The organism is Variovorax paradoxus NBRC 15149 (assembly GCF_001591365.1).
GTDB lineage: Bacteria > Pseudomonadota > Gammaproteobacteria > Burkholderiales > Burkholderiaceae_C > Variovorax > Variovorax paradoxus.
This window is the reverse complement of the sequence record NZ_BCUT01000001.1, coordinates 739716-766258: the sequence shown is the minus strand read 5'-3', so window position 1 is coordinate 766258 and position 26543 is coordinate 739716. Positions and strand designations below refer to the sequence as shown.

The window sequence follows — 26543 nt, the reverse complement described above, 5'->3', positions numbered from 1 at the left end:
GATCCGCACTGCCGGCCGGATCAGCTCTTGCGCTTGATCAGGCCGTACAGGATCAGCAGCACGATCGCGCCGAGCACCGAGGCAATGAAGCCCGCCCCCTGGCCCGCGGTGTACCAGCCGAGTGCCTGGCCGACATAGGTCACGATCAGGGAACCCGCCACGCCGATCAGCGTGGTCACGATGAAGCCCGCGGAATCGTCGCCCGGCTTGACGGCCCGCGCCACGAGACCCACGATGAACCCGATCAGGATGGTCCAGACGATGCTCATGAAGAAATTCCTTTGGCGGTGAATTGGAAAGTGGCGGTCACGGCGAAAAGCGCGAACCGTCGAAGCAAGCGGCGCTCATGATAGCGGAGCAGCGCGATCGCCGAAGCCGGCTCGATCACATCGGGCTCGAGTCCGAGAACTTTGGCGCAGACGGCCATGTCGTGGTTGCTGCTGCGTCCTACAGGGTGCTTCGCGGCGCAGCGCTATACCGGGACCATGCTGGAAAAACTGCCTGAAGTCATCGGCCACGCGCTGCAGGGAATGCGCGCGGGGCTGGACAAGATCGTCTTCAATACGCTCGGCATGCGGCAGGGGATGGCGTCGATCGCCTTGAGCAGCGTTGCTTTCGCGGACCACGCGCCCTTGCCGTCGCGCTATACGGCCGATGGCGAGGGCTTGTCGCCGCCGCTGCAGTGGACCGGGCTTCCGGCGGGCACCGAATCGCTGGTGCTGGTGGTCGAGGATGCCGATTCACCCACGCCGAATCCGCTCGTGCATGCGATCGTCGTCGGGCTGCAGCCGGCCGAGGGCAAGCTCGACGAGGCGGCCATTCCGAGCCGGGACAACGCCGGCGCCGCCGGTTTGCGCGTCGGGCGCAATTCCGGGCTGCAGGCCGCCTGGCTGCCTCCCGATCCGCCTCCGGGGCACGGCGCGCACCGCTACGCCTTTCAACTGTTTGCGCTCGACGACACGCCCGCGTTTTCCGCGGCGCCAGGGCGGGACGAGGTGTTCGACGCGCTGCGCGAGCACGCGCTCGCGAGCGGCCTGCTGATCGGCACCTGCGAAAGGCCGGACGGCTCGATCAAGATCAAGAAGACGGCCCCGGCCGGGCCCCTCGCCACGGGTTGAGAAGAATTTCGGGCCCGTTCGCATGCCCCCGTGGCGAAAACCGGGGTTTTTGCCGCTACAATTGAAGGCTCTGCGGTGGCTGTAGCTCAGCTGGTAGAGTCCCAGATTGTGATTCTGGTCGTCGTGGGTTCGAGTCCCATCAGCCACCCCAAAATACCTTTCCCGACTGCTATTGCGCAATAGCGTCCGCGGGAACACAGCGCCGGGCCAGCCCCGGCGTTGTCATTTCCGGCTCCTGCGGCCGGCGCAGCACTCTTCCTTTGGCTTGATAAAAAGCGTCCAAACCGGTGCGTGCTGCATTGTGCGCTGCCGCAGACCCGGCGCGGGGTCCTCAATTTTCACGCGACGGCCTGCTTGTAATAAATTGGAATTGAATTAAAATCCGCCCCGTTTCCAATTTTCAGGAGTCCAACAATGGCTTCGACCCTTGCCGATATCAATTCCCAGATCAAGAAGTACGACGAGCAGATTGCGCAATTGCGCAAGCAGGCCGAAGACCTTCGCAACCAAGAGCGCGCGGGCGTGATTGAAGATGTGCGCCGGAAGATCGCTGAATACGGCCTGACTGCGTCGGACCTGAAACTCAGTGCACGCGGCGGTTCGGTCAAGCGCAGCGCGGGGGTTCCCGCGGTCAAGGCAGCAGCCAAATACCGTGGTCCGACCGGAGAAACCTGGTCTGGCGGCCGCGGCCGCAAGCCGCGTTGGGTCACCGAGGCACTGGCCGCGGGCAAGTCGCTTTCCGAGTTCGAGATCAAGTAAGCGCCGAAGCAGGCCACCCGCCAATAAAAAAGCCCGCATCTGCGGGCTTTTTTATTGGGTGCGAATCCGGGCAAACCCGCAGCGCTCAGTTCACCATCACGAGTTTTCCTTTGACGCCGCGCGATCCCATGTGGGCATAGGCAGCTTTCAATTGTGACATCTGCATCGTGCTGTCGATCACGGGCTTGATCTTTCCCTGTCCGTACCAGTGCGCCAATTCGGCCATCATTTGTGCATTGGCCTTGGGCTCGCGCTTGGCGAAATCGCCCCAGAACACGCCGACCAGGGAAGCGCCTTTCAACAGCGTGAGGTTCAATGGCAGCGACGGAATCGGCCCGGAGGCAAAGCCGACCACCAAATAGCGTCCGCGCCATGCAATCGAGCGAAATGCAGGCTCGGCGAAATCACCGCCCACCGGGTCGTAAATGACGTCGGGGCCTTTGCCGTCGGTCGCGGCCTTGATGGCATCGCGAAAGCCGCCTGGAAGCGCATGCGTGGTGTAGTTGATGGTGGCGTCGGCGCCAATGGAGCGGCAGAGTTCGCATTTCTCGTCGGTAGAAGCCGCCGCAATCACTTTGGCGCCTGCCGCCTTTGCGATTTGAATGGCGGCGGTGCCCACGCCGCCTGCCGCGCCGAGCACGAGCACGGTTTCACCGGCCTTGAGCTGCGCGCGGTCCATCAGCGCATGCCACGAGGTGGCATAGATCATGATGAACGCCGCCGCGTCGACATGGCCGAAGCCTTCGGGCAGCGGCATGCACAGCGCCGCCGGTGCCAGCGTGTGGGTTGCGAACCCGCCCGTGCCCGAAAGGCAGGCCACGTTCTGGCCGACCTTCAGATGGGTGACGCCTTCGCCCACCGCCTGGACGACGCCGGCGTATTCCGAACCGGGCACGAAGGGCAGCGGCGGCTTGATCTGGTATTTGTTCTGCACGATCAGCAGATCGGGGAAGTTGAGGCTGGCGGCCCTGATCTCGATCAGCACCTGGCCCGGACCCGGCGCCGGCGTCGGCAGTTCCTTCCAGGTCAGCGCATCGACGCCGGTGGGGTTTTCGCAAAGCCATGCGTGCATGCTCGGGTCTCCTTTGAATCAGTCGTGTATGGGCAATGATGCGAGGCGATGATAGGGGGCGCGGCAGGGCGCCGTTGTCCCTGCTGCGACGCACGCGGCGCCTACAATCCGGGCACTGAAAAGCACCATGAAGATACTTATTTCCAACGACGATGGTTTTCAGGCGCCGGGCATCGGCGCATTGCACGACGCATTGAAAGACATCGCGGACGTCGAGGTGGTTGCACCCGAGCACAACAACAGCGCCAAGTCCAATGCCCTCACGCTGGCGGCGCCGCTCTACGTGCACAAGGCGCACAACGGTTTTCGCTACGTGACGGGCACGCCGGCCGATTGCGTTCACATCGCGCTCAAGGGGCTGCTCGGCTACCGGCCCGACCTGGTGGTCTCCGGCATCAACAACGGTGCCAACATGGGCGACGACACCATCTACTCCGGCACCGTGGGTGCGGCCATGGAGGCCTATCTGTTCGGCATCCCGGCCATCGCGTTCTCGCAGATCGAGAAGGGCTGGGCGCATGTCGACGCGGCTGCGCAGGTGGCCCGGCGCCTGGTGCAGCAGATCGAGCGCGAGCGCATGCTGGACGGCGGCGCCTTCTTGCTCAATGTGAACGTTCCGAACCGGCCGCTCGAGGAGCTCAAGCCGGTCCAGGTCTGCCGGCTGGGCCGGCGCCATTCCGCGGAGAAGGTCATCACGCAGGAAAGCCCGCGGGGCGAGACGATGTACTGGATTGCAGGTGCCGGAGGCGCCAAGGACAGCGGCGAGGGCACCGACTTCCATGCCACCGCCGCCGGCCACATCGCGCTGACGCCGCTGCAGATCGACCTGACCGACCATGCCAACCTGGGCCAATGGCGCGAGACGGTTGCCCGTCTCGGTAACTGAGCATGGCCACGCAACGGCCTGGATTCCCGGTTCGCCTGACACCCACCGCCTCGGCCGCCACGCGCGGGCGCCTGCCCGCCGTGCCTGCCAAGCCGATGGTGCCGTCCACGCCTTCGATGGCCTCCGACGCCGTGCGCGCGCGCATGGTGCAGAAGCTCGCCGCCCAGGGCATTGCCGATGCGCGCGTGCTGCGCGCGCTGAGCGCGGTCGAGCGGCATCGCTTCGTCGACAGCGCGCTGGTCAACCAGGCCTATGAAGACACGAGCCTGCCGATCGGGCTGGGCCAGACCATCTCCAAGCCGAGCGTGGTGGCCCGCATGATCGAGCTCCTGCTGGGCGCGCCCGCACTGGCCGGCAAGCCGCAGGACCGTCTCGGCCGCGTGCTGGAAATCGGCACTGGCTGCGGCTACCAGGCCGCAGTGCTGAACCACGTGGCCACGGAGGTCTACAGCATCGAGCGCCTGCGCGGACTGCACGAGCGCGCGCGCGCCAACCTGCGGCATTTCCGGCTGGCCACGGTTCACCTGATGCTGGGCGACGGCATGGTCGGCTATGCCAAGGGTGCGCCCTATGCCGGCATCATCGCCGCGGCAGGCGGCGAGGCGGTGCCGCAGGCCTGGATCGAACAACTCGCCGTCGGCGGACGCATCGTGGCGCCCACGCACTCGGCAGGCGGCGGGCAGGCGCTCGTCGTCATCGATAAAACCGCCCGTGGACTCGAGCGCCGCATTCTTGAGGCGGTTCACTTTGTCCCCCTAAAATCGGGCATCGCTTGAAGGAACAACAAATGCAGGGTTTTGGCAATCGGAGTTGGTGCGCTGGTATCACGTTGGCCGTTGTGCTCGTGATCGCGGGCTGCGCCGCACCGCGAGGGCCGGCACCGGTCGAAGACCGGGGCACGATGACGCGTGCGCCCAATGCGGCACCCGGTGGCCCGCTCATCACCACCGACGCGTCGGGCAAGCCGCTTCCAGGCATCGAGAACTATGGCAAGCCGGGCTATTACGCCGTGCGGCCCGGCGACACGATCCGCCGCATCGGCAACGAAACCGGCCAGAGCTGGCAGAACATCGTCCGCTGGAACAATCTTGAAAATCCCGACCTGATCGAAGTCGGACAGGTGCTGCGCGTGGTGCCGCCGGTGGGACCGGGCACCGCCGTTGCAACCGCGCCAGCGTCTTCCTCTTCCGAGGGCGTGGTGACCAAGCCCGTCGCGCCGCCGTCGGCGGTGGTGCCCGCGGCGCCCGCCAGCGCTGCGGTCGGCAAGCCGCCAGTGACGGCGTCGCCGTCGGCGCCCGCAGCAAGCTCGGGCGACGAAGACCTCGGCTGGATCTGGCCGGCGCACGGCACGCTGCTCGCGGGCTTCGACGACGCCAAGAACAAGGGCTTCGACATCGGCGGCAAGGCGGGCGACGCCGTCCTTGCAGCGGCCGATGGCCGCGTGGTCTATGCCGGCGCCGGTTTGCGCGGCTATGGCAACCTGATCATCCTGAAGCACAACAACACCTACCTCACGGCCTACGCGCACAACCAGACGCTGCTCGTGAAGGAAGACCAGTCGGTGCAAAAGGGCCAGAAGATCGCCGAGATGGGCAACAGCGACGCCGACCGCGTCAAGCTGCATTTCGAAATCCGCCGCCAGGGCAAGCCCGTCGACCCGGCGCGCTACTTGCCGAGCCGGTGATGCCATGGCCGCTTCCAGCCCCCGTCGCGCACTGCCCGTGCGTCGGCCGGTGGGCCGGGGCAGGGCCGTAGAGAGCGGCTCGCAGGGCTCGCCTGCGGCACCTGCTGCAGACCTGATTGCCGCAACAACCGATTTGCCCGGCGGCGAGGGCGCCGATGCCCTGACGATCTACCTGCGCCAGGTGCGGCGTACCGAACTGTTCACGCCCGAAGAGGAATACCAGGCCGCATGCGCCGCGCGCGCCGGCGACTTTGCCGCGCGGCAATCGATGATCGAGCACAACCTGAGGCTGGTTGTGAACATCGCCAAGGCCTATCTGGGCCGGGGCGTACCGCTTTCCGATCTCATCGAGGAAGGCAATCTCGGCCTGATGCACGCCATCACCAAGTTCGAACCCGAACGGGGCTTTCGCTTTTCCACCTATGCAACCTGGTGGATCCGCCAGTCGGTCGAGCGCGCCGTACTGACCCAGGCGCGTGCGATCCGCCTGCCGGTGCATGTGGTGCGCGAGCTGCAGCAGGTGCTGCGGGCCCGCCGCACGCTCGAAGGCGATGCCGAGTTCCTGGCGCATCGGCCCGACGGCGTGCGCGTGGAGGACGTCGCCGCATTTCTGGGCCTGGAGGTGCAGGCGGTCGCGGAACTGCTGGCGCTGGCCGAGGCGCCGCGCTCGCTCGATGCCGGCGACGCACACGGAGACGAAGGCTTCACCCTGGCCGACACCGTGGCATCGGAGGACGAGCAGGGCGACCCGACCGACGTCACGCACACCCACGAGGTCGCGCGCCTGCTCGATCAATGGGTCCACGCACTGGATGCGCGCGAGCGCGAGGTGCTGGAGGGCCGCTACGGCCTGCACGACCGCGAGCCCGAGACGCTCGAGGTGCTGAGCGTGCGCCTCGGGCTGACGCGCGAGCGCGTGAGGCAGATCCAGAACGAGGCGCTGGCCAAGATGCGGCGCCAGCTGATCCGCTCGGGCGTGGGGCGCGACGCCTTGTTCTAGCGGCGGCTTGCCGCGGCTGCGGAGGGGCAGGGCCGGCGCTGAGACAATCGGGGGATGACGGAATCCATCGAAGAAAAGAAAGTCCCCGCGAAAACCCCGGCCACCGCAGCGGGCGAATGGCTCAAGGTCGAGTCGCTCGACCTCGACGCCCAAGGCGTGGCGCACAACGCCGAAGGCATGGTCGTGTTCATCGAAGGGGCCCTGCCTTTCGAGGAAGTGCAGTTCAACGTTCATCGCCGCAAGAACAACTGGGAGCAGGGCACGGTCACGGCCATCCGGCGCGAATCGTCGCAGCGGGTGCGGCCCGGCTGCCCGCATTTCGGCTTGCACACCGGTGCCTGCGGCGGCTGCAAGATGCAGCACCTGGACGAGGCGGCGCAGGTTGCGGTGAAGCAGCGCGCCCTCGAGGACAACCTGTGGCACCTCGGCAAGGTGCGGCCCGACAACGTGCTGCGGCCGCTGGAAGGGCCGGCCTGGCACTACCGCTACCGCGCCCGGCTCTCGGTGCGCCATGTGGTCAAGAAGGGCACGGTGCTGATCGGCTTCCACGAGCGCAAGAGCCGGTACCTCGCCGACATGCAGGTATGCCCTGTGCTGCCCAAGCAGGTCAGCGACATGCTGATGCCGTTGCGCGCATTGATCGGCTCGCTGGACGCCCGCGAGACCTGCCCGCAGATCGAGCTCGCCTGCGGCGATGCGCCCGGCACCACCTCGCTCGGCACGATCGCCTTGGTGCTGAGGCACCTGGAGCCGCTCTCCAATGCGGACATCGGCCGCCTGAAGGCTTTTGCGGCGCAGAACGCCGGCGTCCAGTGGTGGCTGCAGGCCAAGGGGCCGGACACCGTGAAGCTGCTCGAAGAAGGCGGCATGCCGCTGTCCTACGAGCTGCCCCAGTTCGGTGTGACGATGCCGTTCAAGCCCACCGATTTCACGCAGGTCAATCCCCACATCAACCGCGCCCTCGTAGGAAAGGCGCTGCGCCTGCTCGACGTGCAGCCGCACGAGCGCGTGATCGACTGGTTCTGCGGCCTGGGCAACTTCACCCTGCCGCTGGCCAGCCGTGCGCGCGAGGTCCTGGGCATCGAGGGCAGCGACACCCTGGTCGCGCGCGCAAGCGACAACTTCAGCAAGAACCAGCCCGCCACCTCCGCCAGGCGGGCGCTGTCGGCGACGCGGTTCGTGGCCCGCAACCTCTTCGAAATGACCCCCGCCATGCTGGTGGCCGATGGCAGCGCCGACAAGTGGCTGGTCGACCCGCCGCGCGAAGGCGCCTTCGCGCTGGCCAAGGCCATGGCCGACCTGCACCTGCAGCCCGAGCTTCGAACCGATGGCTGGACACCGCCCAAGCGCATCGTCTACGTGAGCTGCAACCCGTCCACCCTGGCGCGGGACGCCGGCCTGCTGGTGCACCAGGCCGGCTACCGCTGCACGTTCGCGGGGGTGATCAACATGTTCCCGCACACGGCGCACGTCGAGTCGATTGCGGTGTTCGACCTGGCATGAAAAAAGGCCCCTCGGGGCCCTTTTTCATTGGCGCACACGGCGCCTTGTTCGCTGTTCGCTCAGTCGCGTTCGCCGCCGGCGATGCCCAGCAGGGCCAGCAGGCTCTGGAACACGTTGAACAGGTCAAGGTAGAGCGCGAGCGTGGCGCTGATGTAGTTGGTTTCGCCGCCATCCATGATCTGCTTCAGGTCATAGAGCATGAAGGCCGAGAAGATGCCAATGGCCGCCACCGAGATGGCCATCATGCCGGCGCTCGAGCCGACGAAGACGTTGATGATGGCACCCACCATCAGCACCATGGCGCCGACGAAGAGCCACTTGCCCATGCCGGACAGGTCGCGCTTGATCACCGTGGCCAGCGATGCCATCACGAAGAAAACGCCGGCGGTGCCGCCGAACGCCGTCATGATGAGCTCGGAACCGTTCTTGAAACCCAGCACCATCGCGATCAGCCGCGACAGCATCAGGCCCATGAAGAAGGTGAAGCCCAGCAGCACCGGCACGCCGGCGGCCGAGTTCTTGGTTTTCTCGATCGCGAACATGAAGCCGAAGGCGCCGCCGAGGAAAACCATGAGGCCCAGGCCGCCCGTGAGCGAGCTTGTGATGCCGGTGGCAACGCCGATCCAGGCGCCCAGCACGGTGGGCAGCATGCTCAGCGCCAGCAGCCAGTAGGTATTGCGCAGGACGCGTTGGCGCTCAGCCTGCGGCAGCGCCTGGCCGTAGCCGGCGGAAGTGTCGAGGGTGGTAACGCGGTCGTTCATGGCCGTAGCTCCTTTGGTTGCTGCAATCACGCAGTTGGGCGCATTCTAGGGGGCTGCAAGAGGGGGGCGGCACAAAGACCGTATGGACGATGGTCCTAAGCGCAAGGGTGCCCAGGGCACTGTTGGCCGTTATGCTGTCGGGTTTTACGCAACCTGATTCTCACCATGAAGACCAAGTCCTTCCTCGAACTCGCCGATGTCAAGGCCATTGCCGCCGCTGCCGAAGCCGAGGCCCTCAAGAACAACTGGGCCGTGACCATCGCCATCTCCGACGATGCCGGCAACCTGCTGTGGCTCCAGCGCCTGGATGGCGCAGCGGCACTGTCGTCCCACATCGCGCCCGCCAAGGCGCACACCGCAGCCATGGGCCGCCGCGAGAGCAAGGTCTACGAAGACATCATCAACGGCGGCCGCAGCGCGTTCCTCACGGCGCCCGCGGTTCAGGGCCTGCTCGAGGGCGGCGTGCCCATCGTGAAGGACGGCCAGGTGATCGGCGCCGTCGGCGTGAGCGGCGTGAAGTCGAACGAGGACGCCCAGATTGCCAAGGCAGGCATTGCAGCCCTCGGTCTTTGAGCTTTCGATAGCGCCAAAGCAAAACGCCGACTTCGAGTCGGCGTTTTTGTTGGATATCCAGCGTGAAAAAAAGCTTGGCTAGTCGGCGAACCGTTGGCTAGCAAAAAACGACCCTCGGAGATGAATCTCCTCAAGTCGCCCCACGATGAAACTTGCGCGAAGGGCGGGCTGAGGTCTTACTTGGTAAGAATCAGCTTGCCGAGTTTGGTGGCCTGTAGCCTGTAGAGGGAACCGTTGTGCATGATGCCCACGGTCTTGCTTCCTTTCAGAAGCTCCGTGCTTTCGACCATCGGCGCCGGGCGCGCTGCCTGGATGGACGCATGTCCGCCACCCGATTGGTCGAGCGAAGGATGGCTCAGAACAGAAAAGGCGTTCGGTTTGGCTTGCATCTGAAATTCCCTTATCGAAGCGATGAGTGAATGATAATGATTCGCAATAAAAAGTCAATCGCCGCGATCAACTTTTTTTAAAGCCGGTCAGTGACTTATTTCGCGTCGGGCTCGGTAACGAAGCCGATCTTGCGCACGCCGGCTTCCCGCGCCTTGGACATCGCCTTGGCCACGCGCTCGTAGCGCACTTCCTTGTCGCCGCGGATGTGCAGTTCGGGCTGCGGATCCTTGGCGGCCTCGGCGGCGAGGCGGGCGGGCAGTTCGGCGTCGTCGATCTTCTGCTCGTTCCAGTAGTAGCTGCCGTCGGCCGTGATGCTGAACAGGATGTTCTGCGGCTTGGGCTGCTCGGGTTCGCTGGTGGCGCGGGGCAGGTCGATGTTGACTGCGTGCTTCATCACCGGCACCGTGATGATGAAGATGATCAGCAGCACCAGCATGACGTCGACCAGCGGCGTCATGTTGATCTCGTTCATCACCTCATCGGGCTCGTCCTGGGTTCCGAAAGCCATGATCTCAGCCCTTCTTGAGCGGAACCACGATGGCGTCGCCGCCACCGCTTTGCACGCGCGCGCCCGTCACGAAGTAGGCGTGCAGGTCATGGGCGAAGCTGTTGAGCTTGGTGAGAACAAACTTGTTGCCGCGCACCAGCGCGTTGTAGCCCAGCACCGCCGGAATGGCCACCGCAAGGCCCAGCGCCGTCATGATCAGTGCTTCGCCGATCGGGCCCGCCACCTTGTCGATGGTGGCCTGGCCGGCCGTACTGATGCTCATGAGCGCGTGGTAGATGCCCCAGACGGTGCCGAACAGGCCGATGAACGGTGCCGTCGAACCGACCGACGCCAGGATGGCGAGGCCCGTCTGAAGGCGCGCGGTGAACGCATCGATGCCGTTGCGCAGCGCGCGCGTGATCCAGTCGCTGACATCCAGTGCATCGTGAAGGTGGGCCTTGGTGTTGCGATGGTGCGCGGCCGCTTCGCGGCCTTCGAGTGCCAGGGCGCGGAACGGGTTGCTGTCGTCCTTGCCGAGCTTGTTGAGCGCGGTGGCGAAGTCTTCGCTATGCCAGAAGTCCTGCGAATGCTTGGCAAGGCGCTTGTATTTGATGACGTCGAGCGCCTTGATGATGATCACGATCCACGACGCAAGCGACATGCCGATCAGCAGCAGCGCGACGGCCTTGGTGACGAAATCGCCCTGGTTCCAGACGTTCATCAAGCCGAATTGGGAATCCATACGAAGTTGCTCCAGAGAAAGATTAGTTCAGTTTGAATGAGAAGGGAGCCCGCAGCAGGTAGGTGGTCTGTGCGTTGCCTCCTGTTTGCCTGAAGGGCGTGACCTGGGCGGTGCGGGCGGCGCTGAGCGCCGCTTCGTCGAGCCGCTCGAATCCGCTGGACTTGAAGAGCTCGACGCGCTTGGCAAAGCCTTCGCTGTCGAAATAGATCGAGACCACAGTGGTGCCCGACTCGCCCAGGCGCCTGCTCATGCTGGGATACACGAGCTTGGGTTCGCGGACGTAGCGCGTCTGCCCTTCCGAGATTTCGATCGTCCGTGGTGCAGGCGGCGCCGGCGGCGGAGCGGGGGGCGCGGGCGGCGTGGGAGCGGGAGCTTCCGCAACGGGCGCGGGCGGCGGAGGCTCGGGCACGCCGACCGGCGCGCTGGGCGCGGGTGTGGGCTTCGGCTCGCGGATGGCCACCGGCCGCGGCGGCGGCTTGACCGCTTCGGGCTTGCGCTGCGGAGGCGGCGGCGGTGGAGGAGGAGGCGGCGGTTCGGCCGGCTTGGGCGGCTCGACGAACTGGCTCAGGATTTCAACGGGGATCACCACTTCGGCAGCGCGGCGCAGCAGGCCGCTTTGCAGCGCCCACAGCGCGGCTGCATGAAACAGGATCACGCCCCCGGCAATGAGTGCATTGCGCGAGAGGCCCAGTACGGAGGGGGGAGGGGCAAAGCGGTCAGACACGATCAACCAATTCGAATGCGGGCACCCACGGAGCGTGCCTCGATTGCAGCAAAACCGCTACGACTACTGTTTACTTACGAAAGATCCACCAGACCGAGCCTGCAACGAGGATCAGGCTGCCGCCGAGTGCCGAGAAGAGTTCCATGCCTTGCTTTCCGAGATGGAGGTGGCAAGCTGGATCGCACTCGTTCCCGATTCGCGGTTCAACGCGGCGACCGGGTGGGAGGCGCTGCACTGCGCGACGATATCGCGCGCACAGCCTTCACACTGGCCACACTGGGTGGCCACGCCAAGTTCGAATTGGACTTCGTCGAAAGTCATGCCCGCCCGCACGTGACGTGCGATTTCGCGGTCGGAGACTCGGCGGCAGACGCAAACGATCATGGTGGTGAAAGCGGCAGTGGCTGGCTGGTTAGGGTTCGGCCGATTATAAATACGAATCCCTCGCATTTTCAATAACTATCCCTCAAAGAAGTCTTCGGTATTCGTTGGGAAAAAGTAGCATTTTCGCAACACGAGAATCTAAGTGCGAATGATTCAGACTACCTTCGCCCTACACTCCAGCCAAATTTCGGCAAGCCACCACCGGTGAAGCACCGGCCCAGCCAGCCATTCAAACCAGCCGTTTGGCTTTTCGGGAGGTTCTCTTGTCCAATGCTGCCCGTCGGCGCGCTCGTGCGCCGCATCCCATGTCTTGCACGCCTGCGGCGACCGGCGTGCCGCGCGAAGCAGCGATGCTGCCTTTCGGCGCATTGATGCTGGCCGCCTCTGTCAGCAGTTGGGCGCAGACGCCTGAAGCCCCGGTGCAGGGCGGCACGCTTGGAACCGTGACGGTGACCGAGCAGGCCGAGGTCCAGGGCAAGGACCAGGTCCAGACCAGGAAAACCAACATCGGCAAGGGAACGCAGGACATCCGCGACATTCCGCAATCGATCAACGTCATCACCGAAAAGCTGATCGACGACGTCAAGCTCGACACGCTGAAGGACGCCTTGCACTATTCGGCGGGCATCACCTTTGCCGCGACCGAGAACGGCACCGACCAGGACATCCGGCTGCGCGGCTTCCCGATCGCCAGCACCGGCGACCTGATGATCGACGGCATGCGCGACCCCTCGCAGTACGACCGCGACACCTTCAACCTCGACCGCGTCGAAGTGATGCGCGGCTCGGCCTCCATGCTCTTCGGCCGCGGCTCCACGGGCGGCGTCGTGAACCAGGTGAGCAAGAGGCCGCTGCTGGCCGACCAGACCGACGTCGTGGGTACGCTGGGCAGTGGCGGCTACTTTCGCACCACCGCCGATTTCAACGTGCGCACCGGCGAGACCTCGGCACTGCGCATCAACGCGATGTACAACAAGGCCGGCAACGGCGGCGCGAAGATCGACAAGTACGGCATCGCACCCTCGTACAGCTGGGGCCTGGGGACCGCGGACGAATTCACCGTGGGCCTGTTCCACCTGAAGAACAACAACGTGCCGATGTCGGCCGTGCGCTACGTCAACGGCAGCCTGGCGCCGGTCAAGCCCGGCAACTTCTACGGCACCTCGGCGGACTTCGTCGACGGCGAGGCGAACTACGTGCACGGCGCATGGAAGCACAGGTTCGCCAACGGCGGCGAACTGCGCACGCAAGTGCGCAGCGGCGTGTTCGAGCGGGCGCAATGGAGCACGGCGGTGGGCGCCTGCGGCGCGCTTCCCACGGCGGCTGGAACCTGCCCGGCCGGCACCCGGGCGGTCATGGCGCTCGATCCGTCGACATTCCTCACGCGCAGCAGCCTCACGCCGCGCAAGGACCGCTACAAGGGCACCTATGCGCAGAGCGACTACAGCCTGGCCTTCGATGCGCTCGGCGTGAAGCATGAGCTGCTGGCCGGCATCGATGCCTCGAAGGAGGAGGCCGTTCGCTTCCAGAACAACGGCAGCACGCTCGGCATCCGTCCGCCCACGCGCGTCGGTACGCCCGACGACGGAGCCGGCCTGGTCGGCACCGGCCTGTCGCCGCAATGGCGCAATTCGAGCAACTACGACGCGAAGGCCTACGGCCTTTACGTGCAGGACCTGGTCCAGGTCGCGCCGCACTGGAAGGTGCTCGGCGGCATTCGCTACGACAGCTTCAAGGGCGACTTCGAGCAGCTGAACTACCGCACTGGCGCAGTGAGCAGCACGCCGCTGAGCGTCACCAGCACGCATTTGTCGAACTCGCCGTGGAGCTACCGCGGCGGCGTGATGTACCAGCCCTCCGATTCCCAGTCGTACTACGTGTCGTACGGCACCTCGTTCAACACCTCGGCCGACACCTACCAGTACGTCACGCCGCAGAACGCCAACACGCCGCCCGAGAAGAGCCGCAACCTCGAAGTGGGTGCCAAGCTCGACTGGCTGGACGGCGCGCTCTCCACGCGCGGCGCGATTTTCCGCACCGAGAAGTACAACGAGCGCACCACCGATGCCGACTTTGCCGGCTCGGCCTACACGCTCTCGGGCAAGCGGCATACCGCAGGCGTCGAGCTCGACGTGGTCGGCCGCCTGGGCCGGCAGTGGGAGGTCTACGCTTCGTACACCTGGATGCCGGTCGCCAAGATCGACCAGGCCGGCAGCGCGGCTGCGGCGCAGGCCTCGGTCGGCCAGCGCGTGGGTCTCACGCCCAAGCAGTCGGGTGCGGTCTGGGTCAGCTACCAGGCAACGCCGAAGCTGCGCGTCGCACTGGGCGCGCATGGCGCGACCGAGAACCGGCCGCTGACGGGCACCACCGGCGCCGCGTCGGCGACCGCCCGCGTGCCGGGCTATGTCGTGGCCGATGCAATGCTCGAATACAAGTTCACGCCGGACGTGTACGCGCAGATCAACATCAACAACCTCAGCAACAAGGCCTACGGCGATCAGCTGTATCCGGGCTTTGCCATCCTGGGCGCCAAGCGCCAGGTGCTCGGCACGGTCGGCGTGCGCTTCTGATCGGACTATCCTCGGGGCCATGCTGCTGCACATCAAACAGGTGCTCACCTCCGAGGAGCTGCGCGAGGCCCGCGGGATCCTCGCCGACGCCCCCTGGGGCGACGGCCGGATCACCGCCGGCAGCCAGTCGGCGCATGCGAAGAACAACGAACAGTTGAGGGAAGACTGCGAAGAAACCCGCGCGCTGCAGCAACTGCTGCTGCGCGGCCTGGAGCGGCACCAGCTTTTCTTCTCGGCCGCGCTGCCCAAGCAGATTTCGCCGCCGCTGTTCAACCGCTACGGCGGTGCGTCCAACAGCTTCGGCAACCATGTGGACAGTGCCGTCCGTTTCCTGCGCGACGGCTCGGGCCGGGTGCGCACCGACATCTCGTGCACCCTGTTCCTGGCCGGGCCCGACGAATACGACGGCGGCGAACTCGTGATCGAGGACACCTTCGGCGTGCAGCGCGTCAAGCTGCCGGCCGGAGACATGGTGCTGTATCCAGGCACCAGTGTTCACCGGGTGCTGCCGGTGACGCGGGGCTACCGCACCGCGAGCTATTTCTGGATCCAGAGCATGGTGCGCAGCGACGAGCAGCGCCGCCTGCTGTTCGAGATGGACAACCACCTGCGCCATCTTCGCAGCCAATATGGCGAGACCGATTCCGGCGTGATCGGCCTCACGAGCACGTACCACAACCTGCTGCGCATGTGGCTCGACGTCTGAGCCGCGGCGCGGCGCCTGCAACGCCAGGAGATCATTCATGAACAAGTCGCTTCTTTTCACCGTCGCCGCCGCCGCCGCGGTCCTCTGGGCTGCGCCGGCCTCCGCCCAGTTCGTCGATCACGACGCGGTCAAGTGTGCGCCGGTTCCCAAGGCGGAGATGCGCCCGCAGATGGAGCTGCAACGCAAGCTGACCAGCGAAGGCTGGAAGGTTCGCCAGGTCAAGGACTTCAATGGCTGCTACGAGGTCTACGGCTTCGACGAGAAGGGCCAGCGCACCGAGGCCTTCTTCGATCCCAAGACCTTCGAGAAGGTCGGGCAGGTGAAGCAGCCGTCCTGAGGAGGCGCGCGGTGCGTGCGGTTCCCGGACGTCCGCCGGTGCAGGTCTGGGGGCTTTGGCTGCGCGCAATGCACTGGGCCCTGGTCGCGGCCATTGCCGTGGCATGGTTCAGCGGCGAGGCATTGCTGCGGCTGCATGAACTGGCGGGCTACGCAGCGCTGGCCCTGATCGCCGGCCGCTGCATCGGGGGCTGGTGGGGCGGGCGCCATGCGAGGTTCCGGCAGTTCGTCCGGTCTCCCGCGCAGGTGCGGCGCTACGCGGCCGAGGTGCTGGCCCGGCGCGAAAGGCGCTATCTGGGCCACAACCCGCTGGGCGGCTGGATGGCCGTCGCCCTGCTTGCCACGGTGGCGGCGGTGGGCGTCACGGGCTGGATGTACTCGCTCGACATGTTCTGGGGATTGGCCTGGGTGGAATGGCTCCACCGCAGCCTGGCCTGGACGCTGGTGGCACTGATTGCCCTGCATCTGGCCGGTGTTGCCTTCACGAGCTGGCGGCACCGGGAAAACCTGGCGGCCGCCATGCTCAGCGGGCACAAGCGCCCGCCGGAGCCGGGCGACGTCGATTGAGAACTACGTCGCTCCGGCCTTGCCGGATCAGCTGATCTCGCCCATCTGCGATTGCAGATAGTTCTGCACGCCGACCTTGTCGATCAGGTCGATCTGGGTTTCGAGGAAGTCGATGTGTTCTTCCGTGTCGTCCAGGATCTCCTGCAGCAGGTCGCGCGAAACGTAGTCGCGCACCGTCTCGCAGTAGGCGATGCCGTCCTTGATGGTGGCTTGCGCACCGGTTTCGGCGCCCAGGTCGCAGCTCAGCAGTTCGGGCACGTCCTCGCCGATGTTCAGCTTGCCCAGGTCCTGCAGGTTCGGCAGGCCGTCGAGCATGAAGATGCGGTCCATCAGCTTGTCGGCGTGCTTCATTTCGCCGATCGATTCCTCGTATTCCTTCTTGGCCAGCTTGTCCAGGCCCCAGTGCTTGAGCATGCGGTAGTGCAGGAAGTACTGGTTGATGGCAGTGAGCTCGTTCTTGAGCTGCGCCTGCAGATGTTCGATGACCTTGGGGTCGCCCTTCATGTTCTTTTCCTTGTTCTGAAAGCACCGATTGTGAGAGGGGCTGGCGAGCCCTTGCAAGCAATCCCATGCTGCACCGGTCTGCATGCGTGTGATGGTGATACACGTTCGTATTGCGGCCTGCCGAACAACAGCGCGGAGCCGATCGCAAACATAGCAAGCTCCAATACTTTCAATAGCCCATAACTATTGAAAATATGAGATTGGTAGTTATACTCATGGCTCGCACTTATTTTTGTCCACCTGCAGCATCCAAGGAATCACCATGTCCCTGATCAACACCCAAGTCCAACCCTTCAAGACCCAGGCCTACCTCAACGGCAAGTTCATCGATGTGTCCGACGAGACGCTCAAGGGCAAATGGTCCGTGCTGATCTTCATGCCCGCAGCCTTCACCTTCAACTGCCCGACCGAAGTCGAAGACGCGGCCGACAACTACCCCGAGTTCCAGAAGCTGGGTGCCGAGGTCTACATCGTGACCACCGACACGCACTTCTCGCACAAGGTCTGGCACGACACGTCGCCGGCCGTCGGCAAGGCCAAGTTCCCCCTGGTGGGCGACCCCACCCACACGCTGACCAACGCTTTCGGTGTGCACATCCCTGAAGAAGGCCTGGCACTGCGCGGCACCTTCGTGATCAATCCGGAAGGCATCATCAAGACCGCCGAAGTTCACTCCAACGAGATCGCCCGCGACGTCAAGGAAACCCTGCGCAAGCTGAAGGCAGCGGTCTACACCGCCGCCCACCCGAACGAAGTCTGCCCGGCCAAGTGGAACGAAGGCGACAAGACCATCGCGCCGTCGTTCGACCTCGTCGGCAAGATCTAAGCGCCCCGCGCGAAAGCCCGGGCGCTCACGCGGCCCCGGGCTTTTTTGTCCCCAGTTGATAGTTTTCAGTTATCGAAAGAGAGTCCGTCATGCTCGACGCCAGCACCAAAGCCCAATTGAAGAGTTACCTCGAACGCGCCACGCAGCCGATCGAGATCGTCGCCTCGCTCGACGACAGCAAGGCCTCGGGCGAAATGCTGTCGCTGCTGAAGGACGTCGCCGAAGCGTCGCCGCTGGTCAAGCTGACCGAAAGCCGCGACGACAACCATCGCAAGCCCTCTTTCTCGGTCAACCGTCCGAGCGAGAACCACGGCCCGCGTTTTGCCGGCCTGCCGATGGGCCATGAATTCACCTCGCTGATCCTTGCACTGCTGCAGATCGGCGGCTATCCCCCGAAGGTCGAGCAGGCGGTGCTCGACCAGATCCGCGCGCTCGACGGCGACTTCGAGTTCGAGATCTACGTTTCGCTCACCTGCCACAACTGCCCCGATGTGGTCCAGGCCCTGAACCTGATGGCCATCCAGAACCCGCGCATCCGCACCACCATGATCGAGGGCGGCACCTTCCAGGAAGAGGTCAAGGAACGCCAGGTGATGGCCGTGCCCACCGTGTTCCTGAACGGCACCGAGTTCGGCCAGGGCCGCATGAGCCTGGAAGAGATCCTCGCGAAGATCGACACCAGCGGTGTCGAGCGCGAAGCGAAGAAGATCGCCGCCAAGGACCCGTTCGACGTGCTGATCGTCGGCGGCGGCCCGGCCGGCGCGGCGGCGGCCGTGTATGCGGCGCGCAAGGGCATCCGCACCGGCGTGGCCTCGGAGCGCTTTGGCGGCCAGGTGCTCGACACGCTGGGCATCGAGAACTTCATCTCGATCAAGGAAACCGAAGGACCGAAGTTCGCCCACGCCCTCGAAGAGCATGTGCGCGACTACGACGTCGACATCATGAACCTGCAGCGCGCCAAGGCGCTGGTTCCGGGCAAGGACCTGATCGAGGTGCAACTGGAGAGCGGCGCTTCGCTCAAGAGCAAATCGATCATCATCTCGACCGGCGCGCGCTGGCGCAACATCAACGTGCCGGGCGAGCACGAGTTCAAGAACAAGGGCGTGGCCTACTGCCCGCACTGCGACGGCCCGCTGTTCAAGGGCAAGCGCGTGGCGGTGATCGGTGGCGGCAATTCGGGCGTCGAAGCGGCCATCGACCTGGCCGGCATCGTCGGCCATGTCACGCTGATCGAGTTCGACACGCAGCTGCGCGCCGACGCCGTGCTGCAGCGCAAGCTCAAGAGCCTGAAGAACGTCGACGTGTTCACCAACGCGCAGACCACCGAGATCACCGGCGACCAGAAGGTCAACGGCCTGGTCTACAAGGACCGCGCGACGGGCGAGCTGAAGAAGGTCGAACTCGAAGGCGTGTTCATCCAGATCGGCCTGGTGCCCAACACCGACTGGCTCAAGGGCGTGGTCGAGCTGACAAAGCACGGCGAGATCGTGGTCGACGCCAGGGGCCAGACCTCGGTACCGGGCGTGTTTGCCGCGGGCGACGTGACGACCGTGCCGTTCAAGCAGATCATCATCGCGGCCGGCGACGGGGCGAAGGCGGCGCTCGGCGCCTTCGATCACCTGATCCGGACCTCGGCCCCGGCCGAGCAGGCGGCTCAGTAAACCAGCCGCTCCGGCTTCAGCTCCTGCAGGATGGTGGTGGCGATCTCCTCGATCGACTTGGTGGTCGTGGAGAGCCACCGGATGCCGGCGCGGCGCATCATGGCCTCGGCTTCGCTCACCTCGTTGCGGCAGTTCTCGAGGCTGGCGTAGCGCGAATCCGGCCGGCGCTCGTTGCGGATCTGGCTCAGGCGCTCGGGCTGGATCGTGAGGCCGAAGATCTTCTTGCGGTGCGGCATCAGCGCCGGCGGCAATTGCTTGCGCTCGAAGTCTTCCGGAATCAGCGGATAGTTGGCCGCCTTCAGGCCGTGCTGCATTGCCAGGTAGAGCGAAGTCGGCGTCTTGCCGCTGCGGCTCACGCCCACCAGGATCACGTCGGCGCCTTCGAGGTCCCGGTTGCTCTGGCCGTCGTCGTGGGCCAGGCTGAAATCGATGGCCGCAATGCGGGCGTCGTATTCCTTGCTCTTGCTGACGTCGCTGAAGCGGCCAATGCGGTGGTTCGACTTCACCGCCAGCTCGATCTCCAGCGGCCGCACGAAGGTGCCGAACATGTCGAGCAGCATGCCCTTGCAGCCGGTTTCGATCACCTCCAGCACTTCCATGTTTGCGAGCGTCGTGAAGACGATGGGGCGCACACCTTCCAGTTCGGCCGTGTGGTTGATCTGCCGCACCGCCTGGTGCGCCTTGTCGACCGTGTCGGTGAACGGCAGCCGCACATGGCGCGGCTTCATCTCGAATTGGGCCAGCACGGCGTTACCGAATGTTTCAGCGGTGATGCCGGTGCCGTCGGAAATGAAGAAAACGGTGCGTGTGTGCATGGTGTTGCTCTTGCGGCCTTGTCCTGCGGCGCGTGCAATCTCGCCACGCCTACAATCCGGGCCATTATCGGGAATCCGCCTTCCCACCCCCAATTCTTTCCATGCACACCGCGCCCGCACCCAAAGCAACGACAACGATCGTGCCGCGCCGTCTGCATGCAGCACCGGTTTCAACTTCTGGAGCTTTCCCATGTCTGCACTTTTCGACGCGACCGCCCTGGTCGTACCGTTTGAAAACCTGAGGATGACCGACGTCGAGTCGGTCGGCGGCAAGAACGCCAGCCTCGGCGAAATGATCTCGCAATTGCCGCAGGGCGTGCGGGTGCCCACGGGCTTCGCGACCACGGCGCATGCGTTCCGCCAGTTCCTGGCCCACGACGGCCTGGCCGACAAGATCAGCAAGCGGCTCGCCGCCCTGGACACCGAAGACGTGCGGGCGCTGGCCGTGGCCGGCGCCGAGATCCGCGCGATGGTCGAGGCCCAGCCCTTTCCGGCCGACCTGCAGAAAGCCATTGCCGAGGCGTTCGCGAAGCTGAGCGAAGGCAACCCCGCGGCCTCGTTCGCCGTGCGCTCCTCGGCCACGGCCGAAGACCTGCCCGACGCCTCCTTCGCGGGCCAGCAGGAAACCTTCCTGAACGTGGTCGGCATCGACGACGTGCTGCACAAGATGAAGGAAGTCTTTGCTTCCCTCTACAACGACCGCGCCATCAGCTACCGCGTGCACAAGGGCTTCGCGCACGACGTGGTGGCGCTCTCGGCGGGCGTGCAGCGCATGGTCCGCTCGGACCTTGGCGCGGCCGGCGTGATGTTCACCATCGACACCGAGTCGGGCTTCGAGGACGTGGTGTTCATCACCTCGAGCTACGGCCTCGGTGAAACGGTGGTGCAGGGCGCCGTGAACCCCGACGAGTTCTACGTTCACAAGCCCACGCTGCGCGCCGGCAAGAAGGCCGTGATCCGCCGCAACCTGGGCTCCAAGCTGATCCAGATGGAGTTCGCCACGCCCGAGGAGAAAAAGGCCACCGGCAAGCTGGTGAAGACCACCGACGTCAAGACCGAGCAGCGCAACCGCTATTCGCTGAGCGACGCGGACGTCGAGCAGCTCGCCAGGTACGCGCTCGTGATCGAAGAACACTATGGCCGCCCGATGGACATCGAGTGGGGCAAGGACGGCACCGACGGCCAGCTCTACATCCTGCAGGCGCGCCCTGAAACCGTGAAGAGCCAGCAGCAGGGCAAGGCCGAGCAGCGCTACAAGCTGCTGGGCAAGGGGGCGGTGCTCGCCGAAGGCCGTGCCATCGGGCAGAAGATCGGTACCGGCCCCGTGCGGCTCGTGCACAACATCAGCGAAATGGACAAGGTCCAGGCCGGCGACGTGCTCGTCACCGACATGACCGACCCCAACTGGGAACCGGTGATGAAGCGCGCCGCCGCCATCGTCACCAACCGCGGCGGGCGCACCTGCCACGCGGCCATCATTGCGCGCGAGCTCGGCATTCCAGCCGTGGTCGGCTGCGGCGACGCCACCGACCTGCTGAAGGACGGCACGCTCGTGACCGTGAGCTGCGCCGAGGGCGACACCGGCTTCATCTACGACGGCCTGCTCGAAACCGAGGTGACCGAAGTGCAGCGCGGCGTGATGCCCGAGATCGACATCCAGCTGATGATGAACGTCGGCAACCCGCAGCTGGCCTTCGACTTCGCGCAGCTGCCGAACCACGGCGTGGGCCTGGCCCGCCTCGAGTTCATCATCAACAACAACATCGGCGTGCATCCGAAGGCGATCCTCGACTATCCGAACGTCGACAACGACCTGAAGAAGGCCGTTGAATCCGTGGCCCGCGGCCATGCCTCGCCGCGCGCCTTCTATGTATGTCGACAAGGTGGCCGAAGGCATCGCGACCATCGCTGCGGCCTTCTGGCCCAAGAAGGTGATCGTCCGCCTGTCGGACTTCAAGTCGAACGAATACCGCAAGCTGATCGGCGGCAGCCGCTACGAGCCGGAAGAAGAAAACCCGATGCTCGGCTTCCGCGGCGCCGCGCGCTACCTGAGCAAGGATTTCGGCGAGGCCTTTGCCATGGAATGCGAGGCACTCAAGCGCGTGCGCAACGACATGGGCCTCGTCAACGTGCAGATCATGGTGCCCTTCGTGCGCACGCTGGGCCAGGCCGAACGCGTCACCACGCTGCTTGGCGAACATGGCCTCAAGCGCGGCGAGAACGAGCTCAAGCTGATCATGATGTGCGAGGTGCCGAGCAACGCCATCCTGCCGGAAGAGTTCCTGAAGTACTTCGACGGCTTCTCGATCGGCTCGAACGACCTGACCCAGCTCACGCTCGGCCTGGACCGCGATTCGGGGCTCGAACTGCTGGCCGCCGACTTCGACGAGCGCGACCCGGCCATCAAGGCGCTGCTGAGCCGCGTCATCAAGGCCTGCAAGGCCGAGGGCAAGTACGTCGGCATCTGCGGCCAGGGCCCCAGCGACCACCCGGACTTCGCGCTCTGGCTGGCGGAGCAGGGCATCGAGTCGATTTCGCTCAATCCGGACAGCGTCATCGACACCTGGCAGCAGCTCGCCAAGCGCTGACAGGGAGGAGGGCGGCGGACCTGCCCGCCGCACGGCAGGCCTGCGGGATTCCCATCGGGAAATTCCCGCTTTGCGGCCTGCCGGAATGAATCACAATGTGTTACTCGTGTCAGACTCGTGACATCCGGCGGCGAGTGGGTTCGCAAGGCGAACCGCTCGTTGCCGCACACGCCGGTATTTCGCGAAAGAAACCATCATGATTCTTGTCAAGACAGAAGCCGGACAGCAGGTTCTCAAGGATCGCTCGGTGCCGCTTTCGCCGCGCCAGCGCACCGCGTTCATCCTGTTCGACGGCAAGCGCTCGGTCGACGAGGTGCTTGCCTCCGGAACGGGCATCGGGCGAGAAGAAATCGACCAGATGGTCGAATTGGGGCTGCTCGGACCCGTGGCGGCAAGCAAGCCGGCTGCGCCGGCGCCAGCCAGGGCGCCCGTATCCGAGGCACCTGCGGCACCGGCAGCCGCAAGCAAGGCGCCGGCGGCGCCAAAACCGGCCGAACCCGCGCCGCCCTCCGGGCGCAGCAGGCAGCAGCGCTACAAGGATGCCTATCCCATTGCCACCCAATTGACCGGCTCGCTCGGCCTGATGGGCTTCAGGCTCAACCTGCAGGTCGAAGGCACCACCAGCTACGAAGACCTGGTCGCCCTGGCGCCCAAGATCCGCGCCGCAGTGGGCGCAGAGAAGGCCGCGGCGCTGGACAGGGCCCTGAAAGACTGACGCTGGACACGCGTGGCCGCAAGCAGTGCTACAATAGCCGGCTTTGCCTTGCCACACTGCGCCCGACGCTGCAGGTGGCTTTTCCTCTTCCACGGAAGAATCCACAAGGAGTGCCATGCGTCACTACGAAATCATTTTGCTGATCCACCCGGATCAGAGCGAACAAGTTCCGGCCATGCTGGAGCGCTACAAGGGCCTCATCACGGCCGGCGGCGGCAAGGTCCACCGCGTTGAGGACTGGGGCCGCCGCCAGCTGGCCTACCAGATCAACAAGCTCAGCAAGGCGCACTACCTGTGCGTCAACATCGAAGCCGAGCAAACCGTGATGGGCGAACTGGAACACGCGTTCAAGTTCAACGATGCCGTGCTGCGCCACCTCACCGTCCAGAAGAAGAAGGCCGAAACCGGTCCTTCGTCGATGATGAAGACGGTCGAGCGCGAAGAAGCCCGCAAGGCTCAGCAGGCCGAATACGCCGCCAACAACAGCTGATGGCGTGACCGCTGCCGCTGCTGCGGCAACCGGTGTCAATCAGCTGGTGCTGACCGCCTCGGTTGCCGAACTCGGAGCCTTGCGATACACGCCGGCCGGCCTTCCCGCCATCGATCTGAAGCTCGAACACGAGTCGACGCTCCAGGAGGCAGGAAAAGCCAGGCAGGTGAAAACGGCCCTCAGGGCCGTTGCCTTCGGCGCCATCGCCGAACGGCTCGCAACGCAGTCGATGGGAAGTCTCTGGCGTTTTCAGGGCTTCCTCGCGACACCGGGCAATGGCAAGCATCCGGTCCTGCACATCCAGGATTTTCAGCAAGATTAATTTTCGACAAGAGGTCCCCAAATGGCCACGTTCAAGAAATTCAACAAAGACAAGCGCCCGAAGCGCAACACCCAGTCGCTGCTGTTCAAGCGCAAGCGCTTCTGCCGCTTCACCGTCGCTGGCGTCGAGGAAATCGACTACAAGGACATCGACACGCTGCGTGACTTCATCAGCGAAAACGGCAAGATCATCCCCGCCCGCCTGACCGGTACGCGCGCGATCTACCAGCGCCAGCTGAACACCGCCATCAAGCGCGCGCGCTTCCTGGCCATGGTGCCGTACAGCGACCAGCACCGCGTCTAAGAAGGAGCACACACCATGCAAATCATTCTTCTGGACAAGGTTCTGAACGTCGGCGGCCTGGGCGACATCGTCAAGGTCAAGGACGGCTACGCACGCAACTTCCTGATCCCGACGGGCCGCGCCCGCCGCGCCACCGCTGCCAACAAGGCCGAATTCGAAGCCAAGCGCGTCGAACTCGAAAAGGCTGCGGCCGCCAAGCTGGCCGAGTCGCAAGCCCAGGGCGAGAAGCTCGGCGGCACCACTGTCAAGCTGACCCAAAAGGCCGGCGTCGACGGCCGCCTGTTCGGCTCGGTCACCAACGGCGACATCGCCGAAGAACTGGGCAAGCAAGGCTACAAGGTTGCCAAGTCGCAAGTGCGCCTGCCCAACGGCCCAATCAAGGTCGTCGGCGACAGCACCGTGAGCGTTGCGCTGCACACCGACGTGGTGGTCGACATCACCGTCACGGTCTACGGCGAAACCGCCTGATCGTCCACAGCGCCTTGTGCGCTGCCGCAAAAGCCGCCTCCGGGCGGCTTTTGTCTTTCTGCGCACCGGTTTTCCAGCGCGATGCACTGAAAGATCACTGTTTATTCACAACTTTGTCCACACACGCCAGCGCGTGCGCGGCTTAGCATGCAGGGTTGCAAGGGAAGTCCATGTCCGCCGTTTTTTCCTATGCCGACAATGACCCGTCGGCCGATCGTCAAGTTGCCCAGCTTCGCATTCCGCCTCATTCGATCGAGGCCGAGTCGAGCGTGCTCGGCGGCCTGCTGCTCGACAACGGTGCCTGGGACCGCATGGGCGACCTGCTGGTGGATGGCGACTTCTACCGCCACGAGCACAAGCTGATCTACGCCGCGATCGGCGGATTGATCAACGCCAGCAAGCCGGCTGACGTCATCACGGTCTACGAGCAGCTGCAGGGCCTGGGCAAGGCCGATGAAATCGGCGGCCTGGTCTACCTCAACTCGCTCGCGCAGTACGTGCCGAGCGCGAGCAACATCCGCCGCTACGCGGAGATCGTGCGCGAACGCTCGATCCTGCGGAAACTCGTCTCCGCAAGCGACGAGATCGCGACCAACGCGTTCAACACGCAGGGCAAGTCGGTCGACAAGATCCTGGACGAGGCCGAGCAGAAGATCTTCAACATCGGCGAAGAAGGCACGCGGATGAAGCAGGGCTTCCAGAGCATGGATGCCCTGGTGGTCGAACTGCTCGACCGCGTGACCGAGATGGCGGAGAACCCGAACGACATCACGGGCGTGCGCACCGGCTTCTACGAGTTCGACAAGATGACCTCGGGCCTGCAGCCGGGCGACATGATCGTGCTGGCCGCGCGTCCTTCCATGGGCAAGACCTCGCTGGCCATCAACATCGCCGAGCACGTGGCGCTCAACGAAGGGCTGCCGGTGGCGGTCTTCTCGATGGAAATGGGTGCGTCGCAGCTGGCGGTGCGCATCGTGGGTTCGATCGGGCGCATCGACCAGGGACACCTGCGCACCGGCAAGCTCAGCGACGAAGAATGGCCGCGCCTCACGGAAGCGATCGAGAAGCTGCGCAACGTGTCGCTGCACATCGACGAGACCCCTGGCCTGACCACCAGCGAGCTGCGTGCCAATGCGCGCCGCCTGGCGCGCCAGTACGGGCGCCTCGGCCTGATCGTGGTCGACTACCTCCAGCTCATGAGCGTGTCGACCAGCATGAACGACGAGAACCGCGCCACGGCCGTGGGCGAAATCTCGCGTGGCCTGAAGATGCTCGCCAAGGAGCTCAAGTGCCCGGTGATCGCGCTGTCGCAGTTGAGCCGCGGCGTCGAAAGCCGCACCGACAAGCGTCCCATGATGAGCGACCTGCGCGAATCCGGCGCCATCGAGCAGGACGCGGACATCATCATGTTCATCTACCGCGACGACTACTACGACAAGAACAGCAAGGAGCCGGGCGTGGCCGAGGTGATCATCAGCAAGCACCGCAACGGGCCCACGGGCACCGTCAAGCTGACCTTCCTCAAGCCGCTCACCAAGTTCGAGAACCTGGCCAGCTACGGCAGCAGCGACGACTACTGACCCTGCCTC

At 64.8% G+C, this 26543-nt stretch carries 31 protein-coding genes, 1 tRNA gene and 1 pseudogene; 22 read left to right on the top strand and 11 right to left on the bottom strand.

The features are described 5' to 3' along the window. Positions 1 to 20: 20 nt before the first annotated feature. Positions 21 to 269, bottom strand: a complete 249-nt coding sequence (locus VPA02S_RS03525) for a GlsB/YeaQ/YmgE family stress response membrane protein (protein WP_012746934.1) — start codon at positions 267 to 269, stop codon at positions 21 to 23. Then, a complete protein-coding gene (locus tag VPA02S_RS31665; RefSeq protein WP_155247783.1) occupies positions 266 to 427 on the bottom strand; it encodes a hypothetical protein in 162 nt (53 codons plus the stop codon). Before VPA02S_RS31665 ends, VPA02S_RS03525 begins: the two co-directional genes overlap by 4 nt. Here VPA02S_RS31665 and VPA02S_RS03520 point away from each other — a divergent pair. The 3 genes from VPA02S_RS03520 (at position 426) to VPA02S_RS03510 (ending at position 1877) form a co-directional block, all read left to right on the top strand. Continuing rightward, complete coding sequence (locus VPA02S_RS03520; protein WP_244883364.1) at positions 426 to 1118, top strand: YbhB/YbcL family Raf kinase inhibitor-like protein; 693 nt, start codon at positions 426 to 428, stop codon at positions 1116 to 1118. The two genes, VPA02S_RS31665 and VPA02S_RS03520, sit on opposite strands and share 2 nt — an antisense overlap. A gap of 75 nt (positions 1119 to 1193) precedes the next feature. Further along, a tRNA-His gene (locus VPA02S_RS03515) sits at positions 1194 to 1269 on the top strand. Between the two features lie 263 nt (positions 1270 to 1532). After that, a complete protein-coding gene (locus tag VPA02S_RS03510; RefSeq protein ID WP_012746936.1) occupies positions 1533 to 1877 on the top strand; it encodes an H-NS histone family protein in 345 nt (114 codons plus the stop codon). Positions 1878 to 1962: 85 nt separating this feature from the next. Here the strand turns inward: VPA02S_RS03510 and VPA02S_RS03505 are convergent, their stop codons facing one another. After that, complete coding sequence (locus tag VPA02S_RS03505) at positions 1963 to 2949, bottom strand: NADPH:quinone oxidoreductase family protein (RefSeq protein ID WP_018903014.1); 987 nt, start codon at positions 2947 to 2949, stop codon at positions 1963 to 1965. A 127-nt stretch (positions 2950 to 3076) separates the two neighbouring features. On the opposite strand from VPA02S_RS03505, the gene surE reads away from it, so the two are divergent. The 5 genes from surE to rlmD are packed head-to-tail and all read left to right on the top strand — an operon-like array spanning position 3077 to position 8022. After that, positions 3077 to 3835, top strand: a complete 759-nt coding sequence (gene surE, locus VPA02S_RS03500) for a 5'/3'-nucleotidase SurE (RefSeq protein WP_062362156.1) — start codon at positions 3077 to 3079, stop codon at positions 3833 to 3835. Positions 3836 to 3837: 2 nt separating this feature from the next. Beyond that, on the top strand, positions 3838 to 4611 hold the full coding sequence (locus tag VPA02S_RS03495) for a protein-L-isoaspartate(D-aspartate) O-methyltransferase (protein ID WP_062362153.1): 774 nt from the start codon (positions 3838 to 3840) through the stop codon (positions 4609 to 4611). An 11-nt stretch (positions 4612 to 4622) separates the two neighbouring features. Next, on the top strand, positions 4623 to 5519 hold the full coding sequence (locus tag VPA02S_RS03490) for a peptidoglycan DD-metalloendopeptidase family protein (RefSeq protein WP_012746940.1): 897 nt from the start codon (positions 4623 to 4625) through the stop codon (positions 5517 to 5519). A 4-nt stretch (positions 5520 to 5523) separates the two neighbouring features. After that, positions 5524 to 6519 carry a sigma-70 family RNA polymerase sigma factor gene (locus VPA02S_RS03485; protein WP_012746941.1) on the top strand — a complete coding sequence of 332 codons (996 nt, stop codon included), beginning with the start codon at positions 5524 to 5526 and terminating at the stop codon, positions 6517 to 6519. Positions 6520 to 6573: 54 nt separating this feature from the next. After that, entirely contained in the window at positions 6574 to 8022 is a 1449-nt protein-coding gene (gene rlmD / locus VPA02S_RS03480; protein WP_018903011.1) for a 23S rRNA (uracil(1939)-C(5))-methyltransferase RlmD, read from the top strand. 59 nt (positions 8023 to 8081) lie between these two features. Here the strand turns inward: rlmD and VPA02S_RS03475 are convergent, their stop codons facing one another. Continuing rightward, complete coding sequence (locus tag VPA02S_RS03475) at positions 8082 to 8783, bottom strand: Bax inhibitor-1/YccA family protein (RefSeq protein ID WP_012746943.1); 702 nt, start codon at positions 8781 to 8783, stop codon at positions 8082 to 8084. A gap of 165 nt (positions 8784 to 8948) precedes the next feature. On the opposite strand from VPA02S_RS03475, the gene VPA02S_RS03470 reads away from it, so the two are divergent. After that, complete coding sequence (locus tag VPA02S_RS03470) at positions 8949 to 9356, top strand: GlcG/HbpS family heme-binding protein (RefSeq protein ID WP_012746944.1); 408 nt, start codon at positions 8949 to 8951, stop codon at positions 9354 to 9356. Between the two features lie 176 nt (positions 9357 to 9532). On the opposite strand, the gene hemP is transcribed toward VPA02S_RS03470, so the two are convergent. From hemP to VPA02S_RS31245, 5 genes are all read right to left on the bottom strand, one after another. Beyond that, the gene (gene hemP, locus VPA02S_RS03465) at positions 9533 to 9745 is read right to left on the bottom strand and encodes a hemin uptake protein HemP (RefSeq protein ID WP_012746945.1); all 213 of its coding nucleotides are present in this window, start codon (positions 9743 to 9745) and stop codon (positions 9533 to 9535) included. Positions 9746 to 9840: 95 nt separating this feature from the next. Then, on the bottom strand, positions 9841 to 10254 hold the full coding sequence (locus tag VPA02S_RS03460) for an ExbD/TolR family protein (protein WP_012746946.1): 414 nt from the start codon (positions 10252 to 10254) through the stop codon (positions 9841 to 9843). 4 nt (positions 10255 to 10258) lie between these two features. Continuing rightward, entirely contained in the window at positions 10259 to 10975 is a 717-nt protein-coding gene (locus VPA02S_RS03455) for a MotA/TolQ/ExbB proton channel family protein (RefSeq protein WP_012746947.1), read from the bottom strand. A 22-nt stretch (positions 10976 to 10997) separates the two neighbouring features. Beyond that, positions 10998 to 11702 carry an energy transducer TonB gene (locus VPA02S_RS03450; protein WP_027730042.1) on the bottom strand — a complete coding sequence of 235 codons (705 nt, stop codon included), beginning with the start codon at positions 11700 to 11702 and terminating at the stop codon, positions 10998 to 11000. 108 nt (positions 11703 to 11810) lie between these two features. Beyond that, positions 11811 to 12083 carry a (2Fe-2S)-binding protein gene (locus VPA02S_RS31245; RefSeq protein ID WP_018903007.1) on the bottom strand — a complete coding sequence of 91 codons (273 nt, stop codon included), beginning with the start codon at positions 12081 to 12083 and terminating at the stop codon, positions 11811 to 11813. 305 nt (positions 12084 to 12388) lie between these two features. Here VPA02S_RS31245 and VPA02S_RS03445 point away from each other — a divergent pair, with 305 nt between their 5' ends. The 4 genes from VPA02S_RS03445 to VPA02S_RS03430 are packed head-to-tail and all read left to right on the top strand — an operon-like array spanning position 12389 to position 16262. After that, entirely contained in the window at positions 12389 to 14653 is a 2265-nt protein-coding gene (locus VPA02S_RS03445) for a TonB-dependent receptor (RefSeq protein ID WP_244883362.1), read from the top strand. Between the two features lie 19 nt (positions 14654 to 14672). Then, positions 14673 to 15359, top strand: a complete 687-nt coding sequence (locus tag VPA02S_RS03440) for a Fe2+-dependent dioxygenase (RefSeq protein ID WP_012746950.1) — start codon at positions 14673 to 14675, stop codon at positions 15357 to 15359. 37 nt (positions 15360 to 15396) lie between these two features. After that, entirely contained in the window at positions 15397 to 15696 is a 300-nt protein-coding gene (locus VPA02S_RS03435) for a PepSY domain-containing protein (protein ID WP_012746951.1), read from the top strand. A gap of 11 nt (positions 15697 to 15707) precedes the next feature. Further along, positions 15708 to 16262, top strand: a complete 555-nt coding sequence (locus VPA02S_RS03430; protein WP_012746952.1) for a cytochrome b/b6 domain-containing protein — start codon at positions 15708 to 15710, stop codon at positions 16260 to 16262. A gap of 27 nt (positions 16263 to 16289) precedes the next feature. Here the strand turns inward: VPA02S_RS03430 and bfr are convergent, their stop codons facing one another. Next, positions 16290 to 16766 carry a bacterioferritin gene (gene bfr / locus VPA02S_RS03425; RefSeq protein ID WP_012746953.1) on the bottom strand — a complete coding sequence of 159 codons (477 nt, stop codon included), beginning with the start codon at positions 16764 to 16766 and terminating at the stop codon, positions 16290 to 16292. 262 nt (positions 16767 to 17028) lie between these two features. Between bfr and ahpC the strand changes: the two genes are divergently transcribed. After that, complete coding sequence (gene ahpC / locus VPA02S_RS03420; protein WP_007830764.1) at positions 17029 to 17592, top strand: alkyl hydroperoxide reductase subunit C; 564 nt, start codon at positions 17029 to 17031, stop codon at positions 17590 to 17592. Between the two features lie 89 nt (positions 17593 to 17681). Next, positions 17682 to 19253, top strand: coding sequence for an alkyl hydroperoxide reductase subunit F (gene ahpF, locus VPA02S_RS03415; protein ID WP_012746954.1), 1572 nt, complete (start codon positions 17682 to 17684; stop codon positions 19251 to 19253). Here the strand turns inward: ahpF and ppsR are convergent. Further along, positions 19247 to 20068 carry a posphoenolpyruvate synthetase regulatory kinase/phosphorylase PpsR gene (gene ppsR, locus VPA02S_RS03410; RefSeq protein WP_012746955.1) on the bottom strand — a complete coding sequence of 274 codons (822 nt, stop codon included), beginning with the start codon at positions 20066 to 20068 and terminating at the stop codon, positions 19247 to 19249. The two genes, ahpF and ppsR, sit on opposite strands and share 7 nt — an antisense overlap. Positions 20069 to 20258: 190 nt before the next feature. Between ppsR and ppsA the strand changes: the two are divergent. From ppsA to dnaB, 7 genes and pseudogenes are all read left to right on the top strand, one after another. Then, positions 20259 to 22656 (top strand): annotated as a pseudogene (ppsA, locus tag VPA02S_RS03405) (phosphoenolpyruvate synthase). 196 nt (positions 22657 to 22852) lie between these two features. After that, complete coding sequence (locus tag VPA02S_RS03400) at positions 22853 to 23371, top strand: hypothetical protein (protein WP_012746957.1); 519 nt, start codon at positions 22853 to 22855, stop codon at positions 23369 to 23371. A 115-nt stretch (positions 23372 to 23486) separates the two neighbouring features. Next, the gene (gene rpsF / locus VPA02S_RS03395) at positions 23487 to 23861 is read left to right on the top strand and encodes a 30S ribosomal protein S6 (RefSeq protein WP_012746958.1); all 375 of its coding nucleotides are present in this window, start codon (positions 23487 to 23489) and stop codon (positions 23859 to 23861) included. A 4-nt stretch (positions 23862 to 23865) separates the two neighbouring features. Then, positions 23866 to 24183 carry a primosomal replication protein N gene (gene priB / locus VPA02S_RS03390; RefSeq protein WP_230537706.1) on the top strand — a complete coding sequence of 106 codons (318 nt, stop codon included), beginning with the start codon at positions 23866 to 23868 and terminating at the stop codon, positions 24181 to 24183. A gap of 21 nt (positions 24184 to 24204) precedes the next feature. Further along, entirely contained in the window at positions 24205 to 24486 is a 282-nt protein-coding gene (gene rpsR / locus VPA02S_RS03385) for a 30S ribosomal protein S18 (RefSeq protein ID WP_007830781.1), read from the top strand. Between the two features lie 15 nt (positions 24487 to 24501). Next, positions 24502 to 24954, top strand: coding sequence for a 50S ribosomal protein L9 (rplI, locus tag VPA02S_RS03380; protein WP_007830783.1), 453 nt, complete (start codon positions 24502 to 24504; stop codon positions 24952 to 24954). A gap of 170 nt (positions 24955 to 25124) precedes the next feature. Then, positions 25125 to 26534 carry a replicative DNA helicase gene (dnaB, locus tag VPA02S_RS03375; RefSeq protein ID WP_018903000.1) on the top strand — a complete coding sequence of 470 codons (1410 nt, stop codon included), beginning with the start codon at positions 25125 to 25127 and terminating at the stop codon, positions 26532 to 26534. The last annotated feature ends 9 nt before the right edge of the window (positions 26535 to 26543 follow it).